Genomic DNA, 25260 nt, shown 5'->3' with positions numbered 1-25260 from the left:
CTGCTCAGCTGACGTTCGCGGGGCCGAGCACGCTCTTGAGGTCACCCATCAGGGCGGTGGTGGGGGCGACCCGGAACAGGCCGAGTCGCCAGGTCTCGACCCGGTCCCGACGGTTCAGCTTGACGTGCACCTCGGTGTCGCCGGGGTGCAGCAGGAGGGTCTCCTTGAGGCGGTCGGCCAGCGGTGGCGTGAGCCGGTGCACCGGGATGGTGAGGGTGACCGGCTTGTTCGCCGAGTTGCTCGTGACGTCCGGCATCTGCATGTCCATCGCCATGATCCGGGGGGTGTCGTCCCGACGGTCCACCCGCCCCTTCACCACCACGATCGCGTCCTCGGCGATGTACTGCCCGACCACCTCGTACGTGTTGGGGAAGAACAGCGTCTCCACCCCGCCGGCGAGGTCCTCCAGGGTCGCCGACGCCCACGCCCGGCCCTGCTTGGTGACCCGGCGCTGTACCCCCGAGAGGATCCCGGCGAGGGTGACCACCGCCCCGTCCGGGACGGTCCCCTCCTCGGAGAGGGCGGAGATGGTGGTGTCCGCCGCCGCGCCGAGGACGTGTTCCAGGCCGAAGAGCGGATGGTCGGAGACGTAGAGGCCGAGCATCTCCCGCTCGAAGGCCAGCTTGTCCCGCTTGTCCCACTCGCTCTCCCCGATGACGGGCATCACCGTGGTACTGCCGGTGGCCGTCTCGGCCTCGCCGAAACCGGCACCGAAGAGGTCGTACTGGCCGACGGCCTCCTTGCGCTTGACGTCGGCGTACGCGTCGATCGCGTCGGCGTGCACGGCGAGCAGCCCCTTGCGGGAGTGCTTCAACGCGTCGAACGCACCGGCCTTGATCAGCGATTCGATCGTCTTCTTGTTGCAGACCACCGCGTCGACCTTCGACAGGAAGTCGTAGAAGTCGGCGTAGTCGCCCTTGTCCTCACGGCAGCGCATGACCGAGGCGACGACGTTCGCGCCGACGTTGCGCACCGCACCGAGCCCGAACCGGATCTCCTTGCCGACCGGGGTGAACGGCCCGGCGGAGGTGTTCACCTCAGGCGGCAGGACCTGGATCCGCATCCGGCGGCACTCGGACAGGTACAGCGCCATCTTGTCCTTGTCGTCGCCGACGGAGGTGAGCAGCGCCGCCATGTACTCGGCCGGGTAGTGCGCCTTCAGGTACGCCGTCCAGTACGACACCAGGCCGTACGCCGCCGAGTGGGCCTTGTTGAAGGCGTACCCGGCGAACGGGACCAGGACGTCCCAGACCTTCTGGATCGCCTCGTCGGAGTACCCGTGCTCCCGACAGCCGTCGCGGAACGGGATGAACTCCTTGTCCAGGATCTCCTTCTTCTTCTTGCCCATCGCCCGGCGCAGCAGGTCGGCCTGGCCCAGGGTGTACCCGGCGAGGATCTGCGCGGCGCGCTGCACCTGCTCCTGGTAGACGATCAGACCGTAGGTGGGGGCGAGGATCTCCCGCAGCGGCTCCTCCAGCTCCGGGTGGATCGGGGTGATCTCCTGGAGGCCGTTCTTGCGCAACGCGTAGTTGGTGTGCGAGTCCACGCCCATCGGGCCGGGACGGTAGAGCGCCAGGACGGCGGAGATGTCCTCGAAGTTGTCGGGCTTCATCATCCGCAGCAGCGACCGCATCGGCCCGCCGTCGAGCTGGAACACGCCCAGGGTGTCGCCCCGGGCCAGCAGCTCGTAGGCCGCCTTGTCGTTCAGCTCCAACCCCAGGAGGTCGAGTTCCTTGCCGTGGTTGAGCTGGATGTTCTTGACCGCGTCGTCGATGATCGTCAGGTTCCGCAGACCGAGGAAGTCCATCTTCAACAACCCGAGCGACTCGCAGGTCGGGTAGTCGAACTGGGTGATGATCACCCCGTCGGAGTCCCGGCGCATCAACGGGATGTGCTCGATGATCGGCTCGGCGGACATGATCACCCCGGCGGCGTGCACACCGGTCTGCCGGATCAGCCCCTCGATCCCCCGAGCGGTGTCGATCACCTTCTTGACGTCGCTCTCGGAGTCGTACATGCCCCGGATCTCACCGGCCTCGGCGTACCGGGGGTGCTTGGCGTCGAAGATCCCCTCCAGGGGGATGTCCTTGCCCATCACCGCCGGGGGCATGGCCTTGGTGATCCGGTCCCCCACCGCGTACGGGTACCCGAGCACCCGGGCCGAGTCCTTGATCGCGGCCTTCGCCTTGATCGTGCCGAAGGTCGCGATCTGGGCGACCTTGTCGTCACCCCACTTGTCGGTGACGTACTTGATCACCTCACCGCGCCGACGCTCGTCGAAGTCGATGTCGACATCCGGCATGGAGACCCGCTCGGGGTTGAGGAACCGCTCGAAGATCAGCCCGTGCGGGATCGGGTCCAGGTCGGTGATGCCCAGCGCGTACGCGACGAGGGACCCGGCCGCCGAGCCCCGGCCCGGCCCCACCGCGATGCCCTGGTTCTTCGCCCACTGGATGAAGTCGGCGACCACGAGGAAGTACGACGGGAAGCCCATCTGGATGATGACGCCGAGTTCGTACTCGGCCTGGACCACGTGCCCCTCGGGGATGCCGTTCGGGTAACGCCGTCCCAGCCCCCTGAAGGTCTCCTTGCGGAACCAGGACTCCTCGGTCTCCCCCTCGGGCACCGGGAACCGGGGCATCAGGTTGCGGAACTCGAACATCCCCGCCGGGTCGACCTTCTCCGCCACCAGCAGGGTGTTGCGGCAGCCCTCCTGCCACAGCTCGGAGGAGTCCACAGCCCGCATCTGGTCGGCGGACTTGACGAAGTAGCCGCCCCCCTCGAACCGGAACCGGTTCGGGTCGTCGATGTTGCTGCCGGTCTGCACGCACAGCAGCACGTCGTGCGCGGTGGCCTGGGCCTCGTGGGTGTAGTGCGAGTCGTTGGTGACCACCGGGGGGATGCCGAGCTTGCGGCCGATCTCGGTGAGCCCCTCCCGGACCCGGCGCTCGATGTCGAGGCCGTGATCCATGATCTCCAGGAAGTAGTTCTCCTTGCCGAAGATGTCCTGGTACGCCGAGGCCACCTTGATCGCCTCGTCGAACTGCCCCAGCCGCAGCCGGGTCTGCACCGCCCCGGACGGGCACCCGGTGGTGGCGATGATCCCCTCGGCGTGCTCGGCGATCAGCTCCATGTCCATCCGGGGCCACTTGACGTAGTGGCCCTCCATGGAGGCGCGCGAGTTGAGGGTGAACAGGTTCTGCAGGCCGGTCTTGTTCGCCGCCCACATGGTCTTGTGGGTGATCGCCCCGTTACCGGAGATGTCGTCGCGCTTCTGCTCGGGGCGGCCCCACTTGACCCGCTTCTTGTGGTAGCGCGACTCCGGGGCGACGTACGCCTCGACGCCCAGGATCGGCTTCACCCCGGCGGCCATCGCCTGCTTGTAGAAGTCGTTCGCGCCGTGCATGTTGCCGTGGTCGGTGATCGCCACCGCCGGCATCCCCAGCCGGTTGGCCTCGGCGAAGAGGTCCTTGAGCCGGGCGGCTCCGTCGAGCATCGAGTACTCGGTGTGCACGTGCAGATGCGCGAACGAATCGCCCATGGAGCGTCCCCCCGGATCGAGTCATGGGTCTGCGAGAGATCAAGCCGGTCCACCCTAGCCCCGGTCGGCGGCCCGTCTCCATCCGCCGCGCCAGGGGGTGCCCGAGGGGGCCACGCGACGGGAGCGGACGGTCCGAACGGTGTCACGCAGCGTTTCCGGTCTGATCTCGGACTGACCGCCGCCGACCGGCCACCGCCCGCCCTACCCTGCTGGAGCACCCCCTCAGTCGGCCGCCTCCACGACACCGGCCGCCCCTCCCCCGATCACCGGAGGTGATCACCAGTGAACCCTCTTCCCGTCCGCAGAGCCGTCGGCACCCTCGTGCTGGCCGGACTCCTCGCGGCCACCCTCGCCGCCCCGGCCCACGCCGCCCCCGGCCGACCCGGTGCCCCACCCGCCACCGACCTCGGGTGGGCCGGACCGGGCGCCCCACCGGCCGACTCCACCGCCGGATGGGCCGGACCCGGTGCCCCACCGGCCACCGACCTCGGCTGGGCCGGACCGGGTGCCCCGCCGGCCGGTTCCGACGGCCGGGTCGGTGCCGCCCCGACGGACGTCCTCGGCGTCGCCGGTGCCGGGCCGTACCGCTTCGGTGCCCGCCTCGACCAGTTGACGGCCGCCGGGCTCGTCGACTGGACCGCCCCGGTCTGTGGCACCGTCGTCGACGCCGGTGCCACGGGTGAGTGGGCCGGGGTGATCCTGTTGACCTTCCAGGACGGCAGGCTCGTCGGGATCGGTACGGCCACCGCCCCGCCGCGCTCCCCGTCCGGAGCCGCAGTGGGGATGTCCTTCGCCGACCTGGAGGCGATCTACGGCCCCCGGGGCGCGTCGATCGACAACGACGCCGGTACGGCCACCGCCTACCTGGTCCGCCTCGGGTCCCGGGTGGAGTTGTACACCGGCCACCCGGTCCGGCCGGGCGTCGGCTACTTCCAGGTCGGGCCGGCGTCCTTCGTCGAACGCGCCTTCCGCCAGGGCCGGGTCTGCTGATCGTCGGGGCGCCACCCGACCCCGGGGGTGGCGCCCGCCGACACGTCGAGCGCCGATGGCAACGGACGGCCGGTCGACCCGTCCGCTGCCGTCGGCCGTGGACCGGAGGACGAAGGACCCGAGGCGGGTAGGTTTCGTACCTCGTACCCCGATCCTGCTCACCCGCGCGAGGTGTCACCGCATGTCCACCGTCGAAGAGATCACCGGCGAGCTGCGCGCCGTCCTGACCGGAGTCGAGCGGGCGCAGAGCCTGACCGCCGCCGCCGACAACCAGGCCCAGGAGACGGCGGTCCGGGCGGCCGGTGCCGGGTTCGCCGCGGTCGCCGCCGGTCTGACCCGGGTACGCTCCGCCATCGCCACCGTCCAGAGCGGACTCGGCACCCTCGCCACCGCCACCGGTGAGGCGGTCAAGGCGACCTCCACGGTGCCCCGCGAGGCCACCCCGCAGGAGACGATCGCCGCTCTCGCCCCGGTGCAGCAGGGCATCACCGCCGCCCGGGAGGCCTGCACCGCCACGATCGGCCACGTCGACGAGGCCCGACAGGTCGTCAGCATGGTGCTCCAGGGCGGTCAGCCCGGTCCGCTCCTGCAGTCGCTCGACAGCGTCAAGCAGGTCCTGGTCATGCTGGTCCAGCGCACCCACACCGCCCAGCAGTCCGTCGAGGCGACCACCAACCGGGCCCGCCGGCTCGGCTCCGCGGGAAACTGAGGCCAGTCGGGCGGTCGGTCGAGGTCCGGAAGGTGAACCGGCACCGGCGGAGGTTCGCGCCGGTGCCGGTTGCACTGTCGGACGGCTCAGTGCATGGCGGTGAGGGCCGCCGCCTCCTTCTCGGCCCGCTCGTCGCCGCTGACCTCGTGCAGCGGCTTCTCCTTGATGAAGACGACAGCGACCAGGGCGAGGAAGGCGATCGGGGCGCCGATGAGGAACAGCTCCGAGGTGGCGGTGGCGTAGGCGTCCCGGACGATCGCCAGGACCGGCTCGGGGAGGGCGCTGAGGTCCGGGACCTCGGCGGTGCCGCCGCCGGTGGTGGCGGCGGCCGGGCCGAGCTTCTCGGTCATCAGGCTCGTGACCCGGTTGGCCAGGACCGCGCCGAGGGCGCTGACGCCGATCGCACCGCCCATGCTGCGGAAGAAGGTCAGCACGGAGGTGGCCGCCCCGAGTTCGTTGGCGGGGACGTCGTTCTGCGCGGCGAGGACCAGGTTCTGCATGAGCATGCCGACGCCGGTGCCCAGCACCGCCATGTAGACCGAGAGCAGCGGTACGCCGGTGTCGGCGTCGACGGTGCTCAGCAGCAGCATCCCGGCGGTCATCACGGCGGCACCGGCGACCAGGTAGATCTTCCAGCGGCCGTACTTGGTGATGAGTGCCCCGGCGGCGGTGGAGGAGATCAGGAGGCCGAGGATCATCGGGAGGCTCATCAGGCCGGCGACGGTGGGTGACTTGCCCAGCGAGGTCTGGAAGTACTGGGACAGGAAGACCGTCCCGCCGAAGAGTGCGACGCCGACCAGGACGCTCGCCACCGTGGTCAGCGCGACGGTCCGGCTGCGGAAGATCTTCAGCGGGATGATCGGCTCGGGGACCCGGGACTCCACCCAGACGGCGAGGGCCAGCAGGACGAGGCCGCCGACGACCATCAGTGCGGTCCAGCCCGACGCCCAGGCGAACTTGTGCCCGGCCAGGGAGGACCAGATCAGCAGGGTGGAGACCCCGGCGGTGATCAGCGCCGCGCCGAGCCAGTCGATCTTGGCTTCGCGGCGGACGACCGGCAGGTTCAGGGTCCGCTGCAACAGGACGATCGAGATGATGCTGAACGGTACGCCGATCAGGAAGCACCAGCGCCAGCCGAGCCAGGAGGTGTCCACGAGCACCCCGCCGATCAGCGGACCGGCGATGGTGCCGACACCGAAGACCGCGCCGAAGACACCGGCGTAGCGGCCCAGTTCCCGGGGCGGGATCATCGCCGCCATCACGATCATCGCCAGGGCAGTCATGCCGCCGGCACCGACGCCCTGGATCACCCGGCTGAACAGCAGGATCTCCACGTTCGGGGTGAGCCCGGCGACGAGCGAACCGAGCACGAAGAGCCCGAGGGAGAGCTGGATGAGCAGCTTCTTGCTGTAGAGGTCGGCCATCTTGCCCCAGAGGGGCACGGTGGCGGTCATGGCCAGCAGCTCACTGGTGACGATCCAGGTGTAGACGGTCTGGCTGCCGTTGAGGTCGGCGATGATGCGCGGCAGGGCGTTGGCCACCACCGTCGAGGCGAGGATCGCCACGAACATGCCCACCATGAGTCCGGAGAGGGCCTGGAGGACCTCCCGGTGAGTCATCCGGCCGGCGCTCACCTTGGGTGAGTCGACTGGCTCGGTCGTTGCGGTCATCGGCGCTTCCTCACACGCGTGGATCTGCCTGCCCCGACGCGGCTGCGGCGGGGGCGGTACGGGGGTCGGGCAGGCCGGCGCCGACGACGGCGAAGGCCTCGTTGACCAGCTCGGCGAGGCTGCGGGCTCCGCCGCTGGCGGCCCACCGGACCATCGAGGTGCGCAGGGCCGCACCGCCGACCGCCACGACGAGCGCGGGGTAGGTGTCGTCCGGGGAGAGCCCGGTGCGGTCGGCGACCACCTCGACGAGGGCCTTCTCGGTAGCCGCGTTGCCGGCGACCAGGCGGGCCAGGAGGACGGGGTGCTGCACGACGACCCGCATCCGCAGCAGCCAGAGGTCGGCCTCCCCCTGCACCTCGTCGACGACCTCGGTCAGGGCCTGCCGGATGGCCTGCAACGCCGGCACCTGGGGCGGGACGTCGGCCAAGGCCCTCAGGACCCGCTCCCGATCACCGTCGGTGTCGCCGACCAGGGCGTCGTCCTTGGTGGAGAAGTAGTTGAAGAAGGTCCGGGCCGAGACGTCGGCGGCGTCGGCGATCTCCTCGACCGTCACCTGGTCGAGGCCGCGTTCGTCGACGAGCCGCAGGGCGGCGTCGGCGAGGGCGGCCCGGGTCTGCTGCTTCTTGCGGTCACGTCGGCCGAGGGCGGCCGGGTCACCGGGGGTCATGGCGCTCCGTGGTCACGGGGGCACTCTACGAGCGAAGGTGCAGAAACTGCAAACTTGCCGAGTGTGACGTTAGTTCGTGTCTCGACACGATGCCGTACGGGAGACAACAGTGCGCGTTGGACAATAGTGTGTGGCACACACTATGGTGTGACGCATGGTCAGTGACGACGTCCTCAGGACCCACCTTCAGGAACTGCGTCGGGGCACTGTGGTGGTGGCCAGCCTGATCGCCCTCCGCCGCCCCGACTACGGCTACGCGCTGCTGCAACGGCTGGCCACCCACGGCTTCGCGGTGGACGCGAACACCCTCTATCCCCTGCTACGCCGGCTCGAGGAACAGGGGCTGTTGACCAGCGAGTGGAACACCAAGGAGAGCCGGCCCCGCAAGTTCTACCGGACCAGCGAGGAGGGCGAGACGGTGCTCCGCCGCCTCCTCGACGACCTCACCGCCGTCCAGACCGCCATGACCGGACTGATCGAAGGAGTGGACCGATGAGTTCCCTGACCGACCGCTATCTGGCCGCCACCCTGGAGTCGGTCCCCGCCGGACGACGCCCGGAGATCTCCGCCGAACTACGCGCCTCCATCGCCGACGCCGTCGACGACCGCGTGGGCGCCGGGGCCGACCACCGGAGCGCCGAGCGGGAGGTGCTCACCGAACTGGGCGACCCGCAGCGGCTGGCCGCCCGCTACGCCGACCAGCGGTTGCAGCTCATCGGTCCCGCCTACTACCTGACCTGGCGGAACCTCCTGCGGCAGCTGCTGACGTACGTGCCGGCCATCGTCGGCACCGTCGTCGGCCTGGTGAACGTCTTCGACGGCGACGGATTCGGCGCGATCGGCCCCGCCGTCGCCACCGCCCTGAGCGTCGCCGTGCACATCTGCTTCTGGGTCACGCTCGGCTTCGCGATCATGGAACGGACCGGAGAGACCCGGTACCTGACCCGGTGGACCGTCGACGACCTGCCCGAGGCGACCGTCGAGCGGCAGATCACCCTGACCGACACGATCTCCTCCGTCGTCGTCCTGCTGTTCACGGTGAGCGTGGCGTTCTTCCCCTGGCAGCAACTGCGGGTCGACGGCGAGCCGATGGCCCTGCTCGACCCCGACCTGTGGGGGTTCTGGCTGCCCGTCATCCTCGGTGTCCTGATCGCGACGATCGTGTTCGAGTTCGTCAAGTACCGGGTCGGCCACTGGAACTGGGGGCTGGTAGTGGTCAACGCCCTCCTGGGCCTCGCCTTCACGGTGCCGGTGATCTGGCTGCTGCTCACCGAACGGCTGCTCAACCCGGACCTCGTGGCCCGGTTCGAATGGCTGCGTGAGGGCGGCAACCTCGACACCCTCACCGTGGTGACCGTCGTCGTCCTGGTCGCGATCACGGCCTGGGACGTGGTCGACAGCATCGTCAAGGCCCACCGCCACCGCAGGTGAGCAAACGCCACAGCGCTGCTGCTCGCACCGGAAGCAGCGGGGATGGCATCGTCACGGGTATGGACAGCACCAGTCGGGATCGGTGGAGCCGGCCCGGACCGACACCCCCACAGCTCCGCGTCGACCTCTGGATCGGCCTGGCGGTCACCGTACTGGCGCTGTTCAGCCTCACCCTCACCCGAAGCGCCGGCGTGTTCGTGCTGGGACCGCCGCCGTCCGGGGCCGAACAGGTCCTCTGGGTCGTGGCGGTCACCGCACCCCTGGTCTGGCGGCGACGCTTCCCGGAGGCGGTCACCCTGGTCACCTCGGTCGCCTTCATCGCCGGACAGTTCCGGGCCGCCCCGGAGAGTCAGGTCACCTCCGGGGCGCTCTTCGCCGCCATCTACGCCCTCGGAGCGTGGGGACGGAACCGACAGCTGGCCCGTCGGCTGCGCATCGGGGTGATCGCCACCATGTTCGCCTGGCTCGGAGTGAGCTACTCCGTCACCGTCGGAGAGATCGGACCGGACACCTTCGCCCAGGCCGCCGGTCCGGTCCCACCCCTGTTGGCGGCGGTCGTCAACGGATTCCTGATCAACGGACTGTTCTTCGGGTTCGCGTACCTGTTCGGGGACACCGCCTGGATCGCCGCCCGCCGCGACGCCGAGCTGCGGACCCAGGCCGAGCAGCTCCGGCGCTCCCAGACCGAGGCGCGCGAACGGGCGGTCATCGGCGAACGGGTCCGCATCGCCCGGGAACTGCACGACGTGGTCGCCCACCACGTCTCGGTCATGGGGGTGCAGGCCGCCGCCTGCCGCCGGGTCATGGACTCCGACCCGGCGGCCGCCCGCAGGGCACTGAGCGCGATCGAACAGACCGCCCGGACCGCCGTCGACGAACTGCGCCGCATGCTCGGCCTGCTCCGCGCCTCGGAGAACGCCACCGACGACCGGCAACCGGCTGGTGCCGGGATGGACCAGTTCCCCGAACTCGCCGACCGCGCCCGTGTCGCCGGGCTGGAGACCGGCTTCGGGGTGTACGGCGACCCGGTGCCACTGCCCGACTCGGTGTCGCAGGCGGCGTACCGGATCGCGCAGGAGGCCGTGACGAACACCCTCAAGCACGCGCGGGCTACCGTGCTCGACATCAGGATCCGGTACCTGGCGCACGAGGTGGAGGTCGACGTGACCGACAACGGCACCGGCGCGGCGCCGACGGGAGACCGGGGGCTGGGCCTGATCGGGATGCGGGAGCGGGTCACCGCCCACGACGGCATCCTGGAGGTCGGCCCCCGGACCGGGGGCGGCTGGCGGGTCCGGGCCCGCTTCCCGGTCCCCGTCCAGGCCGAGGAACAGTCGGCATGACCGAATGGCACCCGGGCACCGACGACGTCGAGCGCACCGACAGCCGACCCGTCCGGATCCTGCTCGCCGACGACCACACCCTCGTGCGTACCGGCTTCCGGGTCATCCTGGAGGTGGAGGGGGACATCGAGGTGGTCGGTGAGGCCGCCGACGGCGAGCAGGCCGTCGCCCTCGCCGCCGCCCTCGCCCCCGACGTGGTCCTGATGGACGTGGAGATGCCGAAGCTGGACGGGCTCGCCGCCACCGCCCTGATCACCGACGCGGCCACCCCGGACGCGCCCGGCCCGGCGGTCCTGATCCTCACCACCTTCGACCGGGACGACTACCTCTTCGCCGCGCTGCGCGCCGGGGCCAGCGGTTTCCTGCTCAAGAACGGCACCCCGGAGGCGCTCGTCGACGCCGTACGGGTGCTGGCACGCGGCGACGGGCTGCTCGCCCCGGAGCTGACCCGACGGGTGATCTCCGCCTTCACCCGGCCCACCGGCCCCGCCACGGTCGGCGGGAACGCCCCCGCCCTGGCCCAGCTCACCCCCCGCGAACACGAGGTCCTGATCCTGGTCGCCAGGGGTGCCAGCAACGCCGAGATCGCCGGCACCCTCGGTCTCGGTGAGGCGACGGTCAAGACCCACGTCAGCCGGATGCTGGCCAAACTCGGGCTCCGCGACCGGGTCCAGGCGGTGATCTTCGCCTACGAACACGAGGTGATCCAACCCGGCGGATGACCCGGGGTCCCCCGCTCGGCGGACCCAGGGAATCGTCCCAGGGCCGGAGGGTCGGCCCACCCTGTGGATCTAGCGTGGAGTGGTGACCTCAGTACTCCGACTCGACGGCGTCGACCGTAGCTTCGGCGACCACCGCGTACTCAAGAACGTGACCTTCGACGTCCGGGGCGGCCGGATGACCGGTTTCGTCGGCGGCAACGGCGCCGGCAAGACCACGACCATGCGGGTCATCCTCGGTGTCCTCGCCCCCGACCAGGGCACGATCACGTGGCAGGACGCCCCCCTGACCCGCGCGGACCGCAGACGCTTCGGCTACCTACCCGAGGAGCGTGGGCTCTATCCGAAGATGTCCGTCCGCGACCAGGTGATCTACCTGGGCCGACTGCACGGCCTCGACGCCGCGACCGCCCAACGCAAGACCGACGACCTGCTCGACCGGGTGGGGCTCGACGCCCGGGGCGGCGATCCGCTGGAGAAGCTCTCCCTGGGCAACCAGCAGCGCGCCCAGATCGCCGCCGCCCTGGTGCACGACCCCGAGGTCCTGGTCCTCGACGAGCCGTTCTCCGGGCTCGACCCGACCGCCGTGGACACCCTGGTCACGGTGCTGCGGGAACGAGCCGTCAGCGGGGTGCCGGTGCTGTTCTCCAGCCACCAGCTCGACGTGGTGGAACGGCTCTGCGACGACCTGGTGATCATCGCCGACGGGGAGATCCGGGCCGCCGGCGGACGTGACGAACTGCGGGCCGCCTACGGCCGACCCCGCTTCGAGATGGTGGTCGACGGCGACGCCGGCTGGCTGCGGGACCTCCCCGGGGTGAGCCTGGTCGACCTCGACGGCCCCCGCGCGGTCTTCGACCTGCCCGCCGAGGTCGACGACCAGCAGGTGCTGCGCGCCGCGCTGGAGCGCGGACCGGTCCGCGTCTTCCGTCCCGTCACGCCCACGATCGCCGAGATCTTCCGGGAGGTCACCCAGTGAACACCCGTCAGGCCGCCCTGCTCGTCGCCGCCCGTGAGATCCAGATCAAGATCCGGGACCGGGCCTTCCTGATCAGCACGGCCCTCTTCCTCCTCATCGCCGCCGCGGCCACCATCCTGCCCGGCATCCTCTCCGGCGACGACGAACCCACCACCGTGGCCGTCTCCAGCGCCTCCGGGAACGTCGTCGCCCCGCTGACCGAGGCCGGACACGAGGTACGCACCGTCGCCGACGACGCCGCCGCCGAGCAGGCGGTACGCGACGGCGACGTCGGGGCGGCGGTCGTCGCCGGGCCGACGGTCCTCGCCCTCGACGACACCCCCGACGACGTCGTCCGCGCCCTGAGCACCGCTCCGCCGGTGCAACTGCTCGACCCGGACGCGATCAACCCGGTGGCCGCCTTCCTGGTGCCGTTCATCTTCGCGTTCGTCTTCTTCCTCACCAGCCAGGCCTTCGGGATGCCGATCGCGCAGAGCATCACCGAGGAGAAGCAAACCCGGATCGTGGAGATCCTGGTGGCCGCCGTGCCGGTCCGTGCCCTACTGGCCGGGAAGGTGATAGCCGGGTGTGTGCTGGCCCTCGGACAGATCGTGCTGCTGTCCCTGGTGACGGTGGTCGGCCTTCAGTTCAGCGGCAACACCGAACTGCTGTCGCTGATCGCACCGGCGATCGGCTGGTTCCTGCCGTTCTTCCTGTTCGGCTTCCTGCTGCTGGCGGCCATGTGGGCGGTGGCCGGCGCGGTGGTGGCCCGGCAGGAGGACATCGCCTCCTCCTCCATGCCGGTGCAGATGGCGCTGATGGTGCCCTTCTTCGCGGTGGTGTTCCTCAACGACAACCCCACCATCCTGAAGATCCTGTCGTACGTGCCGTTCTCCGCACCGATGGCGATGCCGCTGCGCGCCTTCACCGGTGACGCCGCCGCGTGGGAGCCGATCGTGTCCCTGGCGCTGCTGGCGGTCGCGGCGGTGGCCTTCGTCCTGGCCGGTGCCCGGATCTACGAGGGCTCCCTGCTGCGGACCAACGGTCGGGTGGGCCTGGCGACCGCCTGGCGGTCCCGGGAGAACGTCGGCTGACCCCTGCGACACGGGTACGGGCGGCAGGTGTCCACCTGCCGCCCGTACCTTTTCGGGTCTGTCCGGGATCGTCCCGGGGTCAGTCGATCGCCGCCATGATCTCGTCCGGAATGTCGAAGTTGGCGTAGACGTTCTGCACGTCGTCGGAGTCCTCCAGCACGTCGATCAGCTTGAAGATCTTCCGCGCGCCCTCCTCGTCCAGCGGCACGTTCACGCTGGGGATGAGGGAGGACTCGGCCGACTCGTACTCGATTCCGGCATCCTGGAGCGCGGTGCGGACCGCGATCAGGTCGCCCGGCTCCGAGACCACCTCGAATGCCTCGTCGAGGTCGTTGACCTCCTCGGCACCGGCGTCGAGGACCGCGAGCATCACGTCGTCCTCGCTGGTCCCGGCCTTGGGGACGATCACCACGCCTTTGCGGGAGAACATGTACGACACCGAGCCCGCGTCGGCGAAGGACCCGCCGTTGCGGGTCAGCGCGGTCCGGACCTCGGTGGCGGCCCGGTTGCGGTTGTCGGTCAGACACTCGATCAGCAGTGCCACGCCGTTCGGGCCGTACCCCTCGTACATGATCGTCTGGTAGTCGGCACCGCCGGCCTCCAGGCCCGAGCCCCGCTTGACGGCCCGGTCGATGTTGTCGTTGGGCACCGAGCTCTTCTTGGCCTTCTGGATGGCGTCGAAGAGGGTCGGGTTACCGGCCGGGTCGCCGCCACCGGTCCGCGCCGCGACCTCGACGTTCTTGATGAGCTTGGCGAACATCTTGCCGCGCTTGGCGTCGATGACGGCCTTCTTGTGCTTGGTGGTCGCCCACTTTGAGTGGCCGGACATCTGCTACCTCCGTTGCTACCGCCGTCTGCGTCGACCGCACCGCATCCGCCCCCGACCCACCCGGCGCACTCGGTGGTGCCGGTCGACCCTGGTGGAAGTCGTGGCGAGCAGATGCCCAGCCGAATCCCGGCAATCTTACCGACGTCGTCGGCTCCGGTGTCAGGCACCGCGCGCGGACCGGGCCCGCCCCGACAGGGACGGACCCGGTGGTGGACCTCGGCGGGACCGGGGTCAGCTGCTGCGGACCAGGTCCACGAAGTAGCGGTGCAGACGCAGGTCGCCGGTGAGCTCCGGGTGGAAGGAGGTGGCCAGCAGGTTGCCCTGCCGGACCGCGACGATCCGACCGGCGGCCGGCCCCTCGGTCACCTCGCCGAGGACCTCGACGTCGCCGCCCACCCGCTCGACCCAGGGCGCCCTGATGAACACGGCGTGGAACGGTCCCCCCTCGACGCCGGTGAGGGCGACCGGAGCCTCGAAGGAGTCGACCTGCCGACCGAAGGCGTTACGGCGGACGGTCATCTCGATGCCGGCGAATCCGCGCTGGTCGGGACGGCCGTCGAGCACCTCGTCGGCCAGCATGATCATGCCGGCGCAGGAGCCGTAGACCGGCAGCCCGTCGGCGATCCGCTTGTCGATGGGCTCGCGGAGCTCGAAGATGTCGGTGAGCTTGCTGATCGTGGTGGACTCCCCGCCGGGGATGACCAGACCGTCGACCTCGTCGAGTTCCTCGGCCCGCCGGACCGGCAGGGCTCGGGCGCCCGCGCCGGTCAGGGCGGCCACGTGCTCGCGGACGTCGCCCTGGAGGGCGAGTACGCCGATCACCGGTTCCGTCACGTTCCCTCCTCCGCTGGTGCCGTCGGTCGCCCTACCGCTCACCAGCCTCGTTCGGCCAGGCGGTGGGGCTGGGGGATCTCGTCGACGTTGATGCCCACCATCGCCTCGCCGAGGCCCCGGGACACCTTGGCCAGCACGTCCGGGTCGTCGTGGAAGGTGGTCGCCTTGACGATGGCGGCGGCGCGCTGGGCCGGGTTGCCGGACTTGAAGATGCCGGACCCGACGAAGACCCCCTCGGCGCCGAGCTGCATCATCATCGCCGCGTCGGCGGGGGTGGCGATGCCTCCGGCGGTGAAGAGCACCACCGGCAGCTTCCCGGTCTCGGCGATCTCCTTGACCAGCTCGTACGGGGCCTGGAGTTCCTTCGCCGCGACGAACAGCTCGTCGGTGGGCAGCGACTGGAGTCGCCGGATCTCCTGACGGATCCTGCGCATGTGGGTGGTGGCGTTGGAGACGTCACCGGTGCCGGCCTCGCCCTTGGAGCGGATCATGGCCGCCCCCTCGGTGATCCGGCGCAGCGCCTCACCCAGGTTGGTCGCCCCGCACACGAACGGGACGGTGAAGGCCCACTTGTCGATGTGGTTGGCGAAGTCGGCGGGGGTGAGGACCTCGGACTCGTCGACGTAGTCGACGCCGAGGGACTGGAGGACCTGGGCCTCGACGAAGTGGCCGATCCGGGCCTTGGCCATCACCGGGATGGAGACCGCCTCGATGATGCCGTCGATCATGTCGGGGTCGCTCATCCGGGACACCCCGCCCTGGGCGCGGATGTCGGCCGGGACCCGCTCCAGCGCCATCACCGCGACGGCACCGGCGTCCTCAGCGATCTTGGCCTGGTCGGGGGTGACCACATCCATGATCACGCCGCCCTTGAGCATCTCGGCCATGCCCCGCTTGACGCGGGCGGTGCCGACGACGGGGGTGGCGGTGGCGGGCTGGGAGGTGGATTCGGACACGGGTCATCGCTCCTCGGAACGGGGGTCAGGGTGGCTGTGCGAAATGCTACGACGGTCCCAACGTCGGCCCGACAGCCAATCAGACCCCGGGTGGCCTGTTCTGTGGCCGCCGTCACCCCGGCGGTGGGGGCGTCGCGCCCCTCAGGCCGGTACGTCGGCCGAGGCGGGCAGGGTGGGGTCGTCGACGTCGAAGTAGCGGGGCCACTCGTGGCCGCGCCCCATCCGTAACAACCGCACCAGGGGACGCCCCCGCGCCGACCGGGCGTCCCGTACCAGGTCGGTGTGGACCTGCCGGGCCAGGGCGAGCCGTCGGCTGGCAGCGACCACCGCCGCGCACTCCGGGTCGGTCGGGTCCAGCCGCACCGACCGCAACTGCCGGGTCAGGTCGTTCTCCGCCGCCTCCCGCTCCTGCGGGCCGGCGTCCAGGGCGATCCGGGCGGCGGCGTACAGCTCCACACCGAAGCGCCGCTCGGCGAGGACGGCGGCGGCTGCGGCCCGGCGCAGCAGGTGGGCGTCGAGGGCACGGGCCGCCGCCTCGGCGCGCACCTGCAGCCGTTCGACCCGGCCGGCGGTCCAGATCAGGTACGCCGCGACCAGGCCGACGACCACGACCACGGCCACGACCCACCACATTCCCGGCATCGTAGTGCTGCTCCGTCTCCTCCGCCGCCAGTGGCGGGATCACCTGGGCACGTTCGCCCCACCAACCCCGGTGGTCAGGCGAGCCCCACCCATTCCTGGTCGATGACCCGCCCGTCGGTGGCCTCGATCGCGGCGGCGTAGACCTCCACCACCCGGCGGGCCACCACGGGCCAGTCGAAGTGCGCCACCACCTGGTCGCCGCAGGCGGTCAGTTCCCGGCGGCGGTCCGGGGCGTCCAGCAGTTCGGCGAGGACCCCCCGCAGGGCCACCGGGTCGCCGGTCGGGAAGAGGCACCCGGCCCGCCCGCCGTCGAGGACCCGCCGGAACGCGTCCAGGTCGCTGGCGACCACCGTGGTGCCGGCGGCCAGCGCCTCGGTCAGGATCATCCCGAAGGACTCGCCGCCGGTGTTCGGGGCCACGTAGAGGTGCACGCTGCGCAGCATCCGGGCCTTCTCCGGTTCGGAGACCCGGCCGAGGAAGGTCACCCGGTCCCGCAGGTCGGCGGGGAAACGCCCGTACAGGTCGTCGCGGTCACCGGGTCCGGCGACCAGCAGCCGCAGGCCGGGGCGGTGCCGGGCCAGTTGTCCGAAGGCGTCGACCAGGATCGGGAAGCCCTTGCGGGACTCGGTGAACCTGCCCAGGAACCCGATCGTCCCGCCGGTGCCCTCGGCGCACTCCCCCGGCCAGCCGGGCAGCGGGTCGACACCTGCGTACTTGGCGACGGTGACCCCGTTGGGGATCTCCACCGCACCGCCGTCCATGTGCTCGACCTGCACCTTGCGGGCCAGCGCGCTGACGGCGATCCGGGCGGTGATCCGCTCCAGCACGATCTGGAGCGCTCCCTGGGCGGCGGCGAGCACCCGGGACCGGGTCATCGCGGTGTGGAAGGTGGCCACCACCGGTCCCCGGGCGGAGAGCACCGCGAGCATGGACAGGCTCAGGGTCAGGGGTTCGTGGACGTGCAGAACGTCGAAGTCGCCCCGGGTGATCCAGCGTCGGACCCGGGCGGTGGAGACCGGACCGAACGCGATCCGGGCCACCGAGCCGTTGTACGGCAGCGGGACGGCCCGGCCCGCCGACACCACGTACGGCGGAAGGGAGGCGTCCTCGTCGGCCGGGGCCAGCACACTGACCTGGTGGCCGAGCCCGATCAGCGCCTCGGCGAGGTCCATGACGTGGTTCTGCACCCCGCCCGGCACGTCGAAGGAGTACGGGCACACGATGCCGACGCGCACGTCAGCCCCCTTCGTTCGGGACCGCCGTGCGCCGCCGTGTGGTGATCCTCGCCGTCATCAGGACGCTCCTTCGGACCGTTTCGACGGGGTCGGCGGTGTGGTGGCCCCCGAGCCCGACTGGTCCAGCCACATGCGCTGCAACATGTGCCAGTCTTGCGGATGCCGGGCGATGCCCGCCGCCAGACCGTCGGCGATTCGCTGGGTCAGGGTTCGTACCCGCTGGTCCAGGGGGCCGCTGTCCGGGTCGGGCAGGGGCAGGGGGCCGTCGATCGAGGCGCACGCGGCGTCCGGTTCGTACCACATCGAGGCGACGTAGAGGGGTGCTCCGGTCCGGATCGCCAGCAGCGCCGGTCCGGCCGGCATCCGGGTGCGGGCACCGAAGAAGTCGACCTCGATCCCCCGGGCCGACAGGTCCCGGTCGGCGAGCAGCGGGACCACCCCGCCCGCCGCGAGCCGGTCCACCAGCACGTCGAACGCGGGTCGGGGGCCGCCGTGGGTGGGCAGGATCTCCATGCCGAGGCTCTCCCGGAAGGCGACGAACCGCTTGAAGACCCCCTCCGGTCTGAGGCGTTCGGCCACGGTGGTGATCGGCCATCCGGTGGCCGCCACCCAGGCACCGGCGGCGTCCCAGTTCCCGGCGTGCGGCAGCGCCACGACCGCGCCCCGACCGGCGGCGACGTCGGCGTGCAGGGGCTCCGGGTTGCGGAGTCGGAAGCCCGACAGGAGCTGTTCGCGGCTCAGCGAGGGCAGCCGGAACGCCTCCATCCAGTACCGGGCGTACGAGCGCAGGCCCTGGCGGACCAGGTCGTCGAGGTCGGCCTCGGGCAGGTCCGGGCCGACCACCCGGCGCAGGTTGGCGCGCAGTCGGGTGGCCCCGGTGCCCCGGCGGCGGTGGGCCCGGTCGGCACCGGCGGCGAAGGCGGCGGCCACCACCGGTCGGGGCAACGCCCGCACCACCCGCCACCCGGCGACGTAGGCGAGCTCGGTGGCGTTCACTGCCGCTCCGGCTGGATCTCGCGGGTCTGCCGGTGGACGTGGAGCATCCGTTGGCCCACGGTGAAGACCGACACGGCCGCGAGCAGCCAGAGCGCCACCGGCAGGGCCGGGTCGAGGCCGAGGCCGGTGAGCAGGCCGCCGATCCCGACGATGAGCAGCCGTTCGGTCCGTTCGGCGATGCCCACGTCGCAGGTCAGCCCCAGCCCCTCGGCCCGGGCCTTGACGTAGGAGACGAGCCCGCCGGCGGCCAGGCACAGCAGCGCGGCGGCCACCCCCGCGTGGTCGCCCTCGGTGGCCAGCCAGTAGGCCACGGCGCCGAAGACGGCGCTGTCGGCCACCCGGTCCATGCTGGAGTCGAGGAACGCACCGAACCGGGTGGCGCCGCCGGACATCCGCGCCATGGTCCCGTCGAGCATGTCGGTGAGCGCGAAGACGGTCACGATCAGGGCACCGGTGACCAGGTGCCCCCGTGCCCCGAAGCCGAGGGCGCCGACGAGCACGCCGACGGTTCCGACGACGGTGACCGCGTTGGGGGTGACGCCTGCTCGGAGCAGGCTGCGTGCGACCGGCTCGACGACGCGGGTCATCGCCGCTCGGGCCGACACTTGGAAGATCTTCGCCATGGCGGTCCCACGATAACGGGCGGTCCGTCGGACACGATACGGCCGGTGGCCGTCGGCGCGCCGCGCGGCGGACTTGTGTCCCGTCGAGGCCCGGTGTCTGATCGGTACGCACGAGGTGAGCCAGCTCACCCGCTCGCCCGCCCCGTCCGGGGGACCCGGCGCCGCACCGGAGGATAGCGCCGCAGATTCGCCCGGGCCGTTCCCCGTCGCGCGGCGGTCGCCACCACTGTCGAGGGAGGTGCGTCCGATGGCGCAGAGGAGTCAGGACGAGGGGGTGGCCGCCGGTGTACCGGTGGTGACCGAGCCCGGCGGGATCCGCAACGTGGTGCTGGTGGGGCGCTCCGGGGTGGGCAAGACCGCCCTGGTCGAGGCGTTGCGCGCGGCCACCGACGCGACCGGTCGGGGCGCTGCGGTCCCGGTCGGGACACCGGCCGGTGCCGACGGCCCCGCCGTCGCCGACCCTGGGCGGTCCGTGGCGCTGTCCGCCGTGCCGCTGCGGCACGCCGGGGTGAAGGTCAACCTCCTGGACACCCCCGGGTACGCCGACTTCGTGGCCGGGCTGCGGGCCGGTCTGCGCGCCGCCGACGCGGCCCTGTTCGTCGTCTCGGCGGCCGACGGGTTGGATCCGGCCACCGTGGCGTTGTGGGAGGAGTGCGCGGCGGTGGACCTGCCCCGGTCGGTGGTGGTGTCCCGGCTGGACGACCCGCGCGCCGACTTCGACGAGGCGGTGGCGCTGTGCCAGCGGCTGTTCGGCGACACCGTGGTCGCTGTGCACCTGCCGATGCTGGGTGACGACGGGGAGTCGGTGGCCGGGCTGCTGGGGCTGCTGACCGACCGGGTGTACGACTACTCCGCCGGGCTGCCCGCCGTCGTCCGCGACCCGGATCCGGAGCACCTGTCGGCCATCGCCGAGTCCCGCGACGAACTCGTCGAGGCGATCCTCGCCGAGAGCGAGAACGACTCGCTCCTGGACCGGTACGTCGCCGGTCTGGACGTCGCCCCGCCGGTCCTCGTCGCCGAACTGGACCGGGCGGTGGCCCGGGGATACCTGCACCCGGTGGTGCCGGTCTGCGCGGCCACCGGGGTCGGGCTGGACCTGCTCCTCGACGGGCTGGTCGACGCGTTCCCGGCCCCGTCGCGGCGGGAGCTGCCGGTGGTCACCGGTGGGGACGGTTCCCCCCGCCCGCCGTTGGACTGCGACCCGGACGGCCCCCTGGTCGCCGAGGTGCTCCAGACCACCGTCGAGGCCGGGCCGGGGCGGGTGGGGCTGGTACGGGTCTTCTCCGGCACGCTCCGTCCGGGGCAGCCGGTGCACCTGGCCCGGGCGGGCGCCCCCGGCGCCGACGACCCGGACGTACGCATCGCCGACCTGCGCTCCCCGTCGGGGACGCCCGGGGGTGCGGTGCCCCTCGCCGTGGCCGGTGACGTCGTCGCGGTCACCGGGTGGGACGGTGTGACGACCGGGGACACCATCTCCGACGTCCGGGAGCCGTTGGTGCTCGTACCGTGGGAGCTGCCCGAACCCCTGCTGCCGGTGGCCGTGGTGGCGGCGGCCGACGGCGACACCGACGCTGTCGCCCGCGAGCTGGGGCGACTCGTCGACGCCGATCCGACGCTCCGGTTGACGCACGACCCGGACACCCGGCAGCTGGTGCTCTGGTGCGTGGGCGAGGCGCAGGCACAGGAGGTGCTCGACCGGGTGCGTGCCGGGGGTGTCGGGGTGGGCACCGAGCCGGTGCGGGTGGCCCTGGTCGACGGTGGCGGCCCGGCGCTGCGGGAACCGGTCGACGAGGTGCTGGCCCGGGTGCCCGGACACACCGTCGGCAGGGTCCTGGGTGACCTGTCCGCCCGGCGGGGTCGGGTACTGGGCACCGAACCGGACCCCGAGGCCGAGGGCCTGACCCTGGTCCGAGCCGAGGTTCCCGCAGCCGAGCTGGTCCGGTACGCCCCCGCGCTGCGCGACCTGACCGGCGGGGCCGGCACGTTCGGACGCAGGTTCGTCCGCCACGAGCCGGTCCCCGCCCACCTCACCGAGCAGTTGCGGGCGGAGCACACCGTCCAGCGGTGAGCCGACCGTCGGTCGGTCAGGACACCGCGACGGGCTGCATCGGGCTCGGCCAGTACGGCCTGTCGACGGCCCGGAGGGCGGCGGCGCGCAGGGCGGCCAGCTGACGTTCCACCTCCACGAAGTGGTCCGGTTCGAGTGGACCCCAGGCCAGCGCGGCGGCGTTCTCCTCGACCTGGGCCACGGTGCGGCAGCCGGGGATCGGGATGGTCCGGTCGCTGCGCGCCCACAGCCAGCCCAACGCCCCCTGGGCGAGGGTGCGGCCGTCGGCTGTCAACGCCGCCCGGGCCGCCTCGACCCGGCGTAGCCACTCCGGGGCGGGTCGGCCGCCCCGGAACCACTCCAGCCAGCCGGAGGTCCAGCCCCGGATGTCGTCGCGGGGCAGCGTCGAGCCGGGACCGTACTTGCCGGTCAGCAGCCCCATGCCGAGCGGCCCCCGGTTGATCCCGGCCAGGTCGTACCGGTTGCAGACGGCGAGCATGTCGGGGGCGTCCCGCAGCACCGACAGGTTGTGCTGGACGGCGGCGGCGTGCGGGGCGTCCCGTCCGAAGGCGGCGGCCCGGTCGGGCCGGTCGGTGCTCCAGCCGTACGCCCGGATCAGGCCGTCGGCGACCAGTTCCTCCAGCGTGCCGACCAGGTCCTGCCCCCGGGCCACCGGAAGGTCGGCCAGGTGCAGTTGGTAGAGGTCGATCCAGCCGGTGCCGAGGCGACGCAGCGAGTCGTGGACGGCGCGTCGCAGGTAGGTCGGGGAGGCGTCCTTCCCGGTGGCCTGCCGGGCCTGCTCGTCGAAGGTGTAACCCCACTTGGTGGCCACCACCGCCTCGTGGCGGCGGCCGGCGAGGGCCCGCCCGAGGATCCGCTCGCCGTGCCCGGCGCCGTACGTGTCGGCGGTGTCGAAGAACGTGACGCCGAGGTCCAGCGCGCGGCGTACGGCCCGGACGGACTCCTCGTCGTCGACGGCCCCCCAGCCCAGGGGTGTGCTCCCCTCGGCCCACGGTCCACCGATCGCCCAGCAGCCCATACCGAGGGCACTGACCTCGATGCCGCTTCTGCCCAACCGACGAGTCGACCGCAGTGTCCTCATGTCCGTCAATGTTCCGGGCAGCGAGTGACAGACGTCCATCATGACCATCCTTACGGGCGGTCGGGGCCCCACGGATCATCGAAGACGCGGCCGGGAACGGGGCCGGAAAGGTTCGGCCACGCCGACCACCAAACGACCCGACGACACAGCGGGTTGCGGTGGCGTACCGAAGACGGCGGGCGCGGTCGGGTCAGGTCGGCCAGGCGCGCACGAGCAGGTCCCGGGTGTCGGTGAGCAGCTGGGGCAGGACCTTCGTCTGCCCGATCACCGGCATGAAGTTGGCGTCACCGCCCCACCGGGGCACCACGTGCTGGTGCAGGTGGGCGGCGATCCCGGCACCGGCCACCCCGCCCTGGTTCATCCCGAGGTTGAACCCGTGGGCGCTGCTGACCTGGCGGATCACCCGCATCGCGGTCTGGGTGAAGGTGGCCAGCTCGACCGTTTCGGCCGGGTCGAGGTCGGTGTAGTCGGCGACGTGCCGGTACGGGCAGACCAGCAGGTGCCCCGGGTTGTACGGGTAGAGGTTGAGCACCACGAAGACCCGTTCGCCCCGGGCGACGACCAGGCTGTCCTGCTCGGCCAGCCCCGGGGCGAGGCAGAACGGGCAGCCGGTGGGCTGTTCGTAGCCCCCCTCCGGACGGTCCTCACCGGAGATGTAGGTCATCCGGTGCGGTGTCCAGAGCCGATCCAGCCCGTCGGACATGCTCCTGTCGCTGTGCCCCGCCGCCCCAGTCACACCGGGGATCCTACGACCCGGGGCCGACGGGCACCGCACCCGGCCGTGCCCGCCGGTGTCCCCGGCGGGCACGGCCGTCTCACTCGGCCAGGGCGGAGGGGCCGGCGTTGTCGCGGGACCGGACCACGTCCAGGACGTGGGCGACGGCCTCGGCGACCGGCACCCCGTTGCGCTGCGAGCCGTCCCGGTACCGGAACGAGACGGTCTCCGCCGCCACGTCCTCGTCCCCGGCGATCACCATGAAGGGGATCTTCTGCTGCTGGGCGGTGCGGATCTTCTTCTGCATCCGGTCGTCACCGGCGTCGACCTGGGCCCGGATCCCCTCGGCGCGCAGGGCGGCGGCGAAGTCCTGCAGGTAGCCGGTGTGGTCGTCGCGGATCGGGATGCCGACCACCTGGACCGGGGCCAGCCAGGCCGGGAACGCCCCGGCGTAGTGCTCGGTGAGCACCCCGAAGAACCGCTCGATCGACCCGAACAGGGCCCGGTGGATCATCACGGGGCGCTGCCGGGTGCCGTCGGCGGCCTGGTACTCCAGACCGAACCGCTCCGGGAGGTTGAAGTCGACCTGGATGGTGGACATCTGCCAGGTCCGGCCGATGGCGTCCTTGGCCTGGACGGAGATCTTCGGGCCGTAGAAGGCCGCGCCGCCCGGGTCGGGCACCAGGGTCAGGCCGGACTCCTCGGCGGCGGAACGCAGCGCCTCGGTGGCCCGTTCCCAGTTCTCGTCGGTGCCGACCGACTTCTCCGGGTTGCGGGTGGACAGCTCCAGGTAGAAGTCGTCGAGCCCGTAGTCGCGCAGGAGTTCGAGGACGAAGGCGAGCAGCGACTTCAGCTCGCCGGTCATCTGCTCCTCGGTGCAGAAGATGTGCGCGTCGTCCTGGGTCATGCCACGGACCCGGGTCAGACCGTGCACCACCCCGGACTTCTCGTACCGGTAGACGGTCCCGAACTCGAACATCCGCAGCGGCAGCTCCCGGTAGGAGCGACCCCGGGACCGGAAGATCAGGTCGTGCATCGGGCAGTTCATCGGCTTGAGGTAGTAGTTCGCCCCCTCCACCTCCATGGGCGGGAACATCCCGTCGGCGTACCAGTCGAGGTGTCCGGAGACCTCGTACAGGTTGCCCTTGGTGATGTGCGGGGTGTTGACGAAGGCGTACCCGGCCTGCTCGTGCTTGATCCGCGAGTAGTTCTCCATCTCCCGGCGGATGATGCCGCCCTTGGGGTGGAAGACCGCCAGGCCGGAGCCCAGCTCGTCGGGGAAGCTGAACAGGTCCAGGTCGACACCGAGCTTGCGGTGGTCGCGCCGGGCGGCCTCCTCCAACAGCTTGAGGTACGCCTTCAGCTCGTCCCGGGTCGGCCAGGCGGTGCCGTACACCCGCTGCAACTGCGGGTTCTTCTCCGAACCCCGCCAGTACGCGGCGGCCGACCGCATCAGCTTGAACGCCCCGATCAGGCGGGTGGTCGGCAGGTGCGGGCCCCGGCAGAGGTCCGACCAGCAGACGGTGTCCTCCTTGGCGGCGAGGTTGTCGTAGATGGTCAGCTCACCACCGCCGACCTCCATCACCTCGGAGGAGTCCAGGCCCTCCCCCTTGACGTCGATGAGTTCCAGCTTGAACGGCTCGTCGGCCAGCTCCTTCTTCGCCTCGTCCAGGCTGTCGAACCGGCGACGCCGGAACCGCTGGCCGGACTTGACGATCTCCTGCATCCGCTTCTCGACCTTGGCCAGGTCGTCGGGCTGGAACGGCTTGTCGACGGCGAAGTCGTAGTAGAAGCCGTTCTCGATGGGGGGGCCGATGCCGAGCCTGGCGTCGGGGAAGACGTCCTGCACCGCCTGGGCGAGCACGTGGGCGGTCGAGTGGCGCAGCACGTTCAGCCCGTCCGGGCTGTCGAGGGTGACCGCCTCGACGGTGGTCTCCTCGGCGGGCGCCCAGTCCAGGTCCCGCAGCTGTCCGTGCGGGTCGCGGACCACGACGACGGCCTTCGGGCCGTTCGTCGGCAGGCCGGCTGCGGCCACCGCGTCGGCCGCCGTGGTCCCGGCGGCGACGACGACGGGGTCGGCCACTGCGGGGGTACGGGGTGCTGACACGGTGACTCCTCCGGACAAAGGGTTACGGACAGGGCCGACGGGCGGCCCCTGC

22 protein-coding genes are annotated in these 25260 nt (G+C 71.5%); 9 read left to right on the top strand and 13 right to left on the bottom strand.

What is annotated here, in order from left to right; genetic code table 11:
• Positions 1-4 precede the first annotated feature (4 nt).
• Positions 5-3541 (bottom strand): DNA polymerase III subunit alpha, encoded by a 3537-nt coding sequence (gene dnaE, locus WHN02_RS13655; RefSeq protein WP_434743657.1) that lies wholly within the window; start codon positions 3539-3541, stop codon positions 5-7.
• A 282-nt stretch (positions 3542-3823) separates the two neighbouring features.
• On the opposite strand from dnaE, the gene WHN02_RS13650 reads away from it, so the two are divergent.
• Both WHN02_RS13650 and WHN02_RS13645 read left to right on the top strand, forming a co-directional pair.
• Positions 3824-4531 carry a hypothetical protein gene (locus WHN02_RS13650; protein ID WP_434743656.1) on the top strand — a complete coding sequence of 236 codons (708 nt, stop codon included), beginning with the start codon at positions 3824-3826 and terminating at the stop codon, positions 4529-4531.
• 181 nt (positions 4532-4712) lie between these two features.
• Positions 4713-5240 carry a DUF6244 family protein gene (locus WHN02_RS13645; protein WP_434743655.1) on the top strand — a complete coding sequence of 176 codons (528 nt, stop codon included), beginning with the start codon at positions 4713-4715 and terminating at the stop codon, positions 5238-5240.
• An 86-nt stretch (positions 5241-5326) separates the two neighbouring features.
• Here WHN02_RS13645 and WHN02_RS13640 read toward each other — a convergent pair whose 3' ends face one another.
• Positions 5327-6910, bottom strand: a complete 1584-nt coding sequence (locus WHN02_RS13640; protein ID WP_434743654.1) for an MDR family MFS transporter — start codon at positions 6908-6910, stop codon at positions 5327-5329.
• 10 nt (positions 6911-6920) lie between these two features.
• A complete protein-coding gene (locus WHN02_RS13635) occupies positions 6921-7577 on the bottom strand; it encodes a TetR family transcriptional regulator (protein ID WP_434743653.1) in 657 nt (218 codons plus the stop codon).
• Between the two features lie 154 nt (positions 7578-7731).
• Between WHN02_RS13635 and WHN02_RS13630 the strand changes: the two genes are divergently transcribed.
• The 6 genes from WHN02_RS13630 to WHN02_RS13605 all read left to right on the top strand — a co-directional run bounded on the left by WHN02_RS13630 (position 7732) and on the right by WHN02_RS13605 (position 13122).
• A complete protein-coding gene (locus tag WHN02_RS13630; protein WP_434743652.1) occupies positions 7732-8073 on the top strand; it encodes a PadR family transcriptional regulator in 342 nt (113 codons plus the stop codon).
• Positions 8070-9008 carry a permease prefix domain 1-containing protein gene (locus WHN02_RS13625; protein WP_434743651.1) on the top strand — a complete coding sequence of 313 codons (939 nt, stop codon included), beginning with the start codon at positions 8070-8072 and terminating at the stop codon, positions 9006-9008. The genes WHN02_RS13630 and WHN02_RS13625 overlap by 4 nt, the downstream gene beginning before the upstream one ends.
• A gap of 59 nt (positions 9009-9067) precedes the next feature.
• Positions 9068-10351: a sensor histidine kinase gene (locus WHN02_RS13620; protein WP_434743650.1), complete on the top strand. Its 1284-nt coding sequence runs from the start codon at positions 9068-9070 to the stop codon at positions 10349-10351.
• Positions 10348-11073 carry a response regulator gene (locus WHN02_RS13615; protein WP_434743649.1) on the top strand — a complete coding sequence of 242 codons (726 nt, stop codon included), beginning with the start codon at positions 10348-10350 and terminating at the stop codon, positions 11071-11073. Before WHN02_RS13620 ends, WHN02_RS13615 begins: the two co-directional genes overlap by 4 nt.
• An 82-nt stretch (positions 11074-11155) precedes the next feature.
• Complete coding sequence (locus WHN02_RS13610; RefSeq protein ID WP_350898071.1) at positions 11156-12049, top strand: ABC transporter ATP-binding protein; 894 nt, start codon at positions 11156-11158, stop codon at positions 12047-12049.
• Complete coding sequence (locus tag WHN02_RS13605; protein ID WP_434743648.1) at positions 12046-13122, top strand: ABC transporter permease; 1077 nt, start codon at positions 12046-12048, stop codon at positions 13120-13122. The genes WHN02_RS13610 and WHN02_RS13605 overlap by 4 nt, the downstream gene beginning before the upstream one ends.
• A 79-nt stretch (positions 13123-13201) precedes the next feature.
• On the opposite strand, the gene WHN02_RS13600 is transcribed toward WHN02_RS13605, so the two are convergent.
• The 7 genes from WHN02_RS13600 to pgsA all read right to left on the bottom strand — a co-directional run bounded on the left by WHN02_RS13600 (position 13202) and on the right by pgsA (position 19237).
• Positions 13202-13951: a YebC/PmpR family DNA-binding transcriptional regulator gene (locus WHN02_RS13600; protein WP_434743647.1), complete on the bottom strand. Its 750-nt coding sequence runs from the start codon at positions 13949-13951 to the stop codon at positions 13202-13204.
• Between the two features lie 231 nt (positions 13952-14182).
• Positions 14183-14785, bottom strand: a complete 603-nt coding sequence (gene pdxT / locus WHN02_RS13595) for a pyridoxal 5'-phosphate synthase glutaminase subunit PdxT (protein ID WP_434743646.1) — start codon at positions 14783-14785, stop codon at positions 14183-14185.
• 38 nt (positions 14786-14823) lie between these two features.
• Positions 14824-15672, bottom strand: coding sequence for a pyridoxal 5'-phosphate synthase lyase subunit PdxS (gene pdxS / locus WHN02_RS13590; protein WP_434743954.1), 849 nt, complete (start codon positions 15670-15672; stop codon positions 14824-14826).
• Between the two features lie 210 nt (positions 15673-15882).
• The gene (locus WHN02_RS13585) at positions 15883-16383 is read right to left on the bottom strand and encodes a hypothetical protein (RefSeq protein ID WP_434743645.1); all 501 of its coding nucleotides are present in this window, start codon (positions 16381-16383) and stop codon (positions 15883-15885) included.
• Between the two features lie 74 nt (positions 16384-16457).
• Entirely contained in the window at positions 16458-17618 is a 1161-nt protein-coding gene (locus tag WHN02_RS13580; protein ID WP_434743644.1) for a glycosyltransferase family 4 protein, read from the bottom strand.
• A gap of 57 nt (positions 17619-17675) precedes the next feature.
• Positions 17676-18614 (bottom strand): phosphatidylinositol mannoside acyltransferase, encoded by a 939-nt coding sequence (locus WHN02_RS13575; protein WP_434743643.1) that lies wholly within the window; start codon positions 18612-18614, stop codon positions 17676-17678.
• The gene (gene pgsA, locus WHN02_RS13570; protein WP_434743642.1) at positions 18611-19237 is read right to left on the bottom strand and encodes a phosphatidylinositol phosphate synthase; all 627 of its coding nucleotides are present in this window, start codon (positions 19235-19237) and stop codon (positions 18611-18613) included. The genes WHN02_RS13575 and pgsA overlap by 4 nt, the downstream gene beginning before the upstream one ends.
• A 247-nt stretch (positions 19238-19484) precedes the next feature.
• On the opposite strand from pgsA, the gene WHN02_RS13565 reads away from it, so the two are divergent.
• On the top strand, positions 19485-21305 hold the full coding sequence (locus tag WHN02_RS13565) for a GTP-binding protein (protein ID WP_434743641.1): 1821 nt from the start codon (positions 19485-19487) through the stop codon (positions 21303-21305).
• Between the two features lie 16 nt (positions 21306-21321).
• On the opposite strand, the gene WHN02_RS13560 is transcribed toward WHN02_RS13565, so the two are convergent.
• The 3 genes from WHN02_RS13560 to thrS form a co-directional block, all read right to left on the bottom strand.
• Positions 21322-22386, bottom strand: a complete 1065-nt coding sequence (locus tag WHN02_RS13560; RefSeq protein WP_434743640.1) for an aldo/keto reductase — start codon at positions 22384-22386, stop codon at positions 21322-21324.
• A 190-nt stretch (positions 22387-22576) separates the two neighbouring features.
• Entirely contained in the window at positions 22577-23089 is a 513-nt protein-coding gene (locus WHN02_RS13555) for an HIT family protein (RefSeq protein WP_434743953.1), read from the bottom strand.
• 112 nt (positions 23090-23201) lie between these two features.
• The gene (gene thrS, locus WHN02_RS13550) at positions 23202-25208 is read right to left on the bottom strand and encodes a threonine--tRNA ligase (protein WP_434743639.1); all 2007 of its coding nucleotides are present in this window, start codon (positions 25206-25208) and stop codon (positions 23202-23204) included.
• Positions 25209-25260 lie beyond the last annotated feature (52 nt).

It is taken from the genome of Micromonospora sp. SH-82 (genome assembly GCF_051132485.1).
In the GTDB taxonomy this organism is placed as follows: Bacteria; Actinomycetota; Actinomycetes; order Mycobacteriales; family Micromonosporaceae; genus Micromonospora.
The sequence above is the reverse complement of the archived record's forward strand: the minus strand, read 5'-3'. Positions and strand labels throughout refer to the sequence as shown.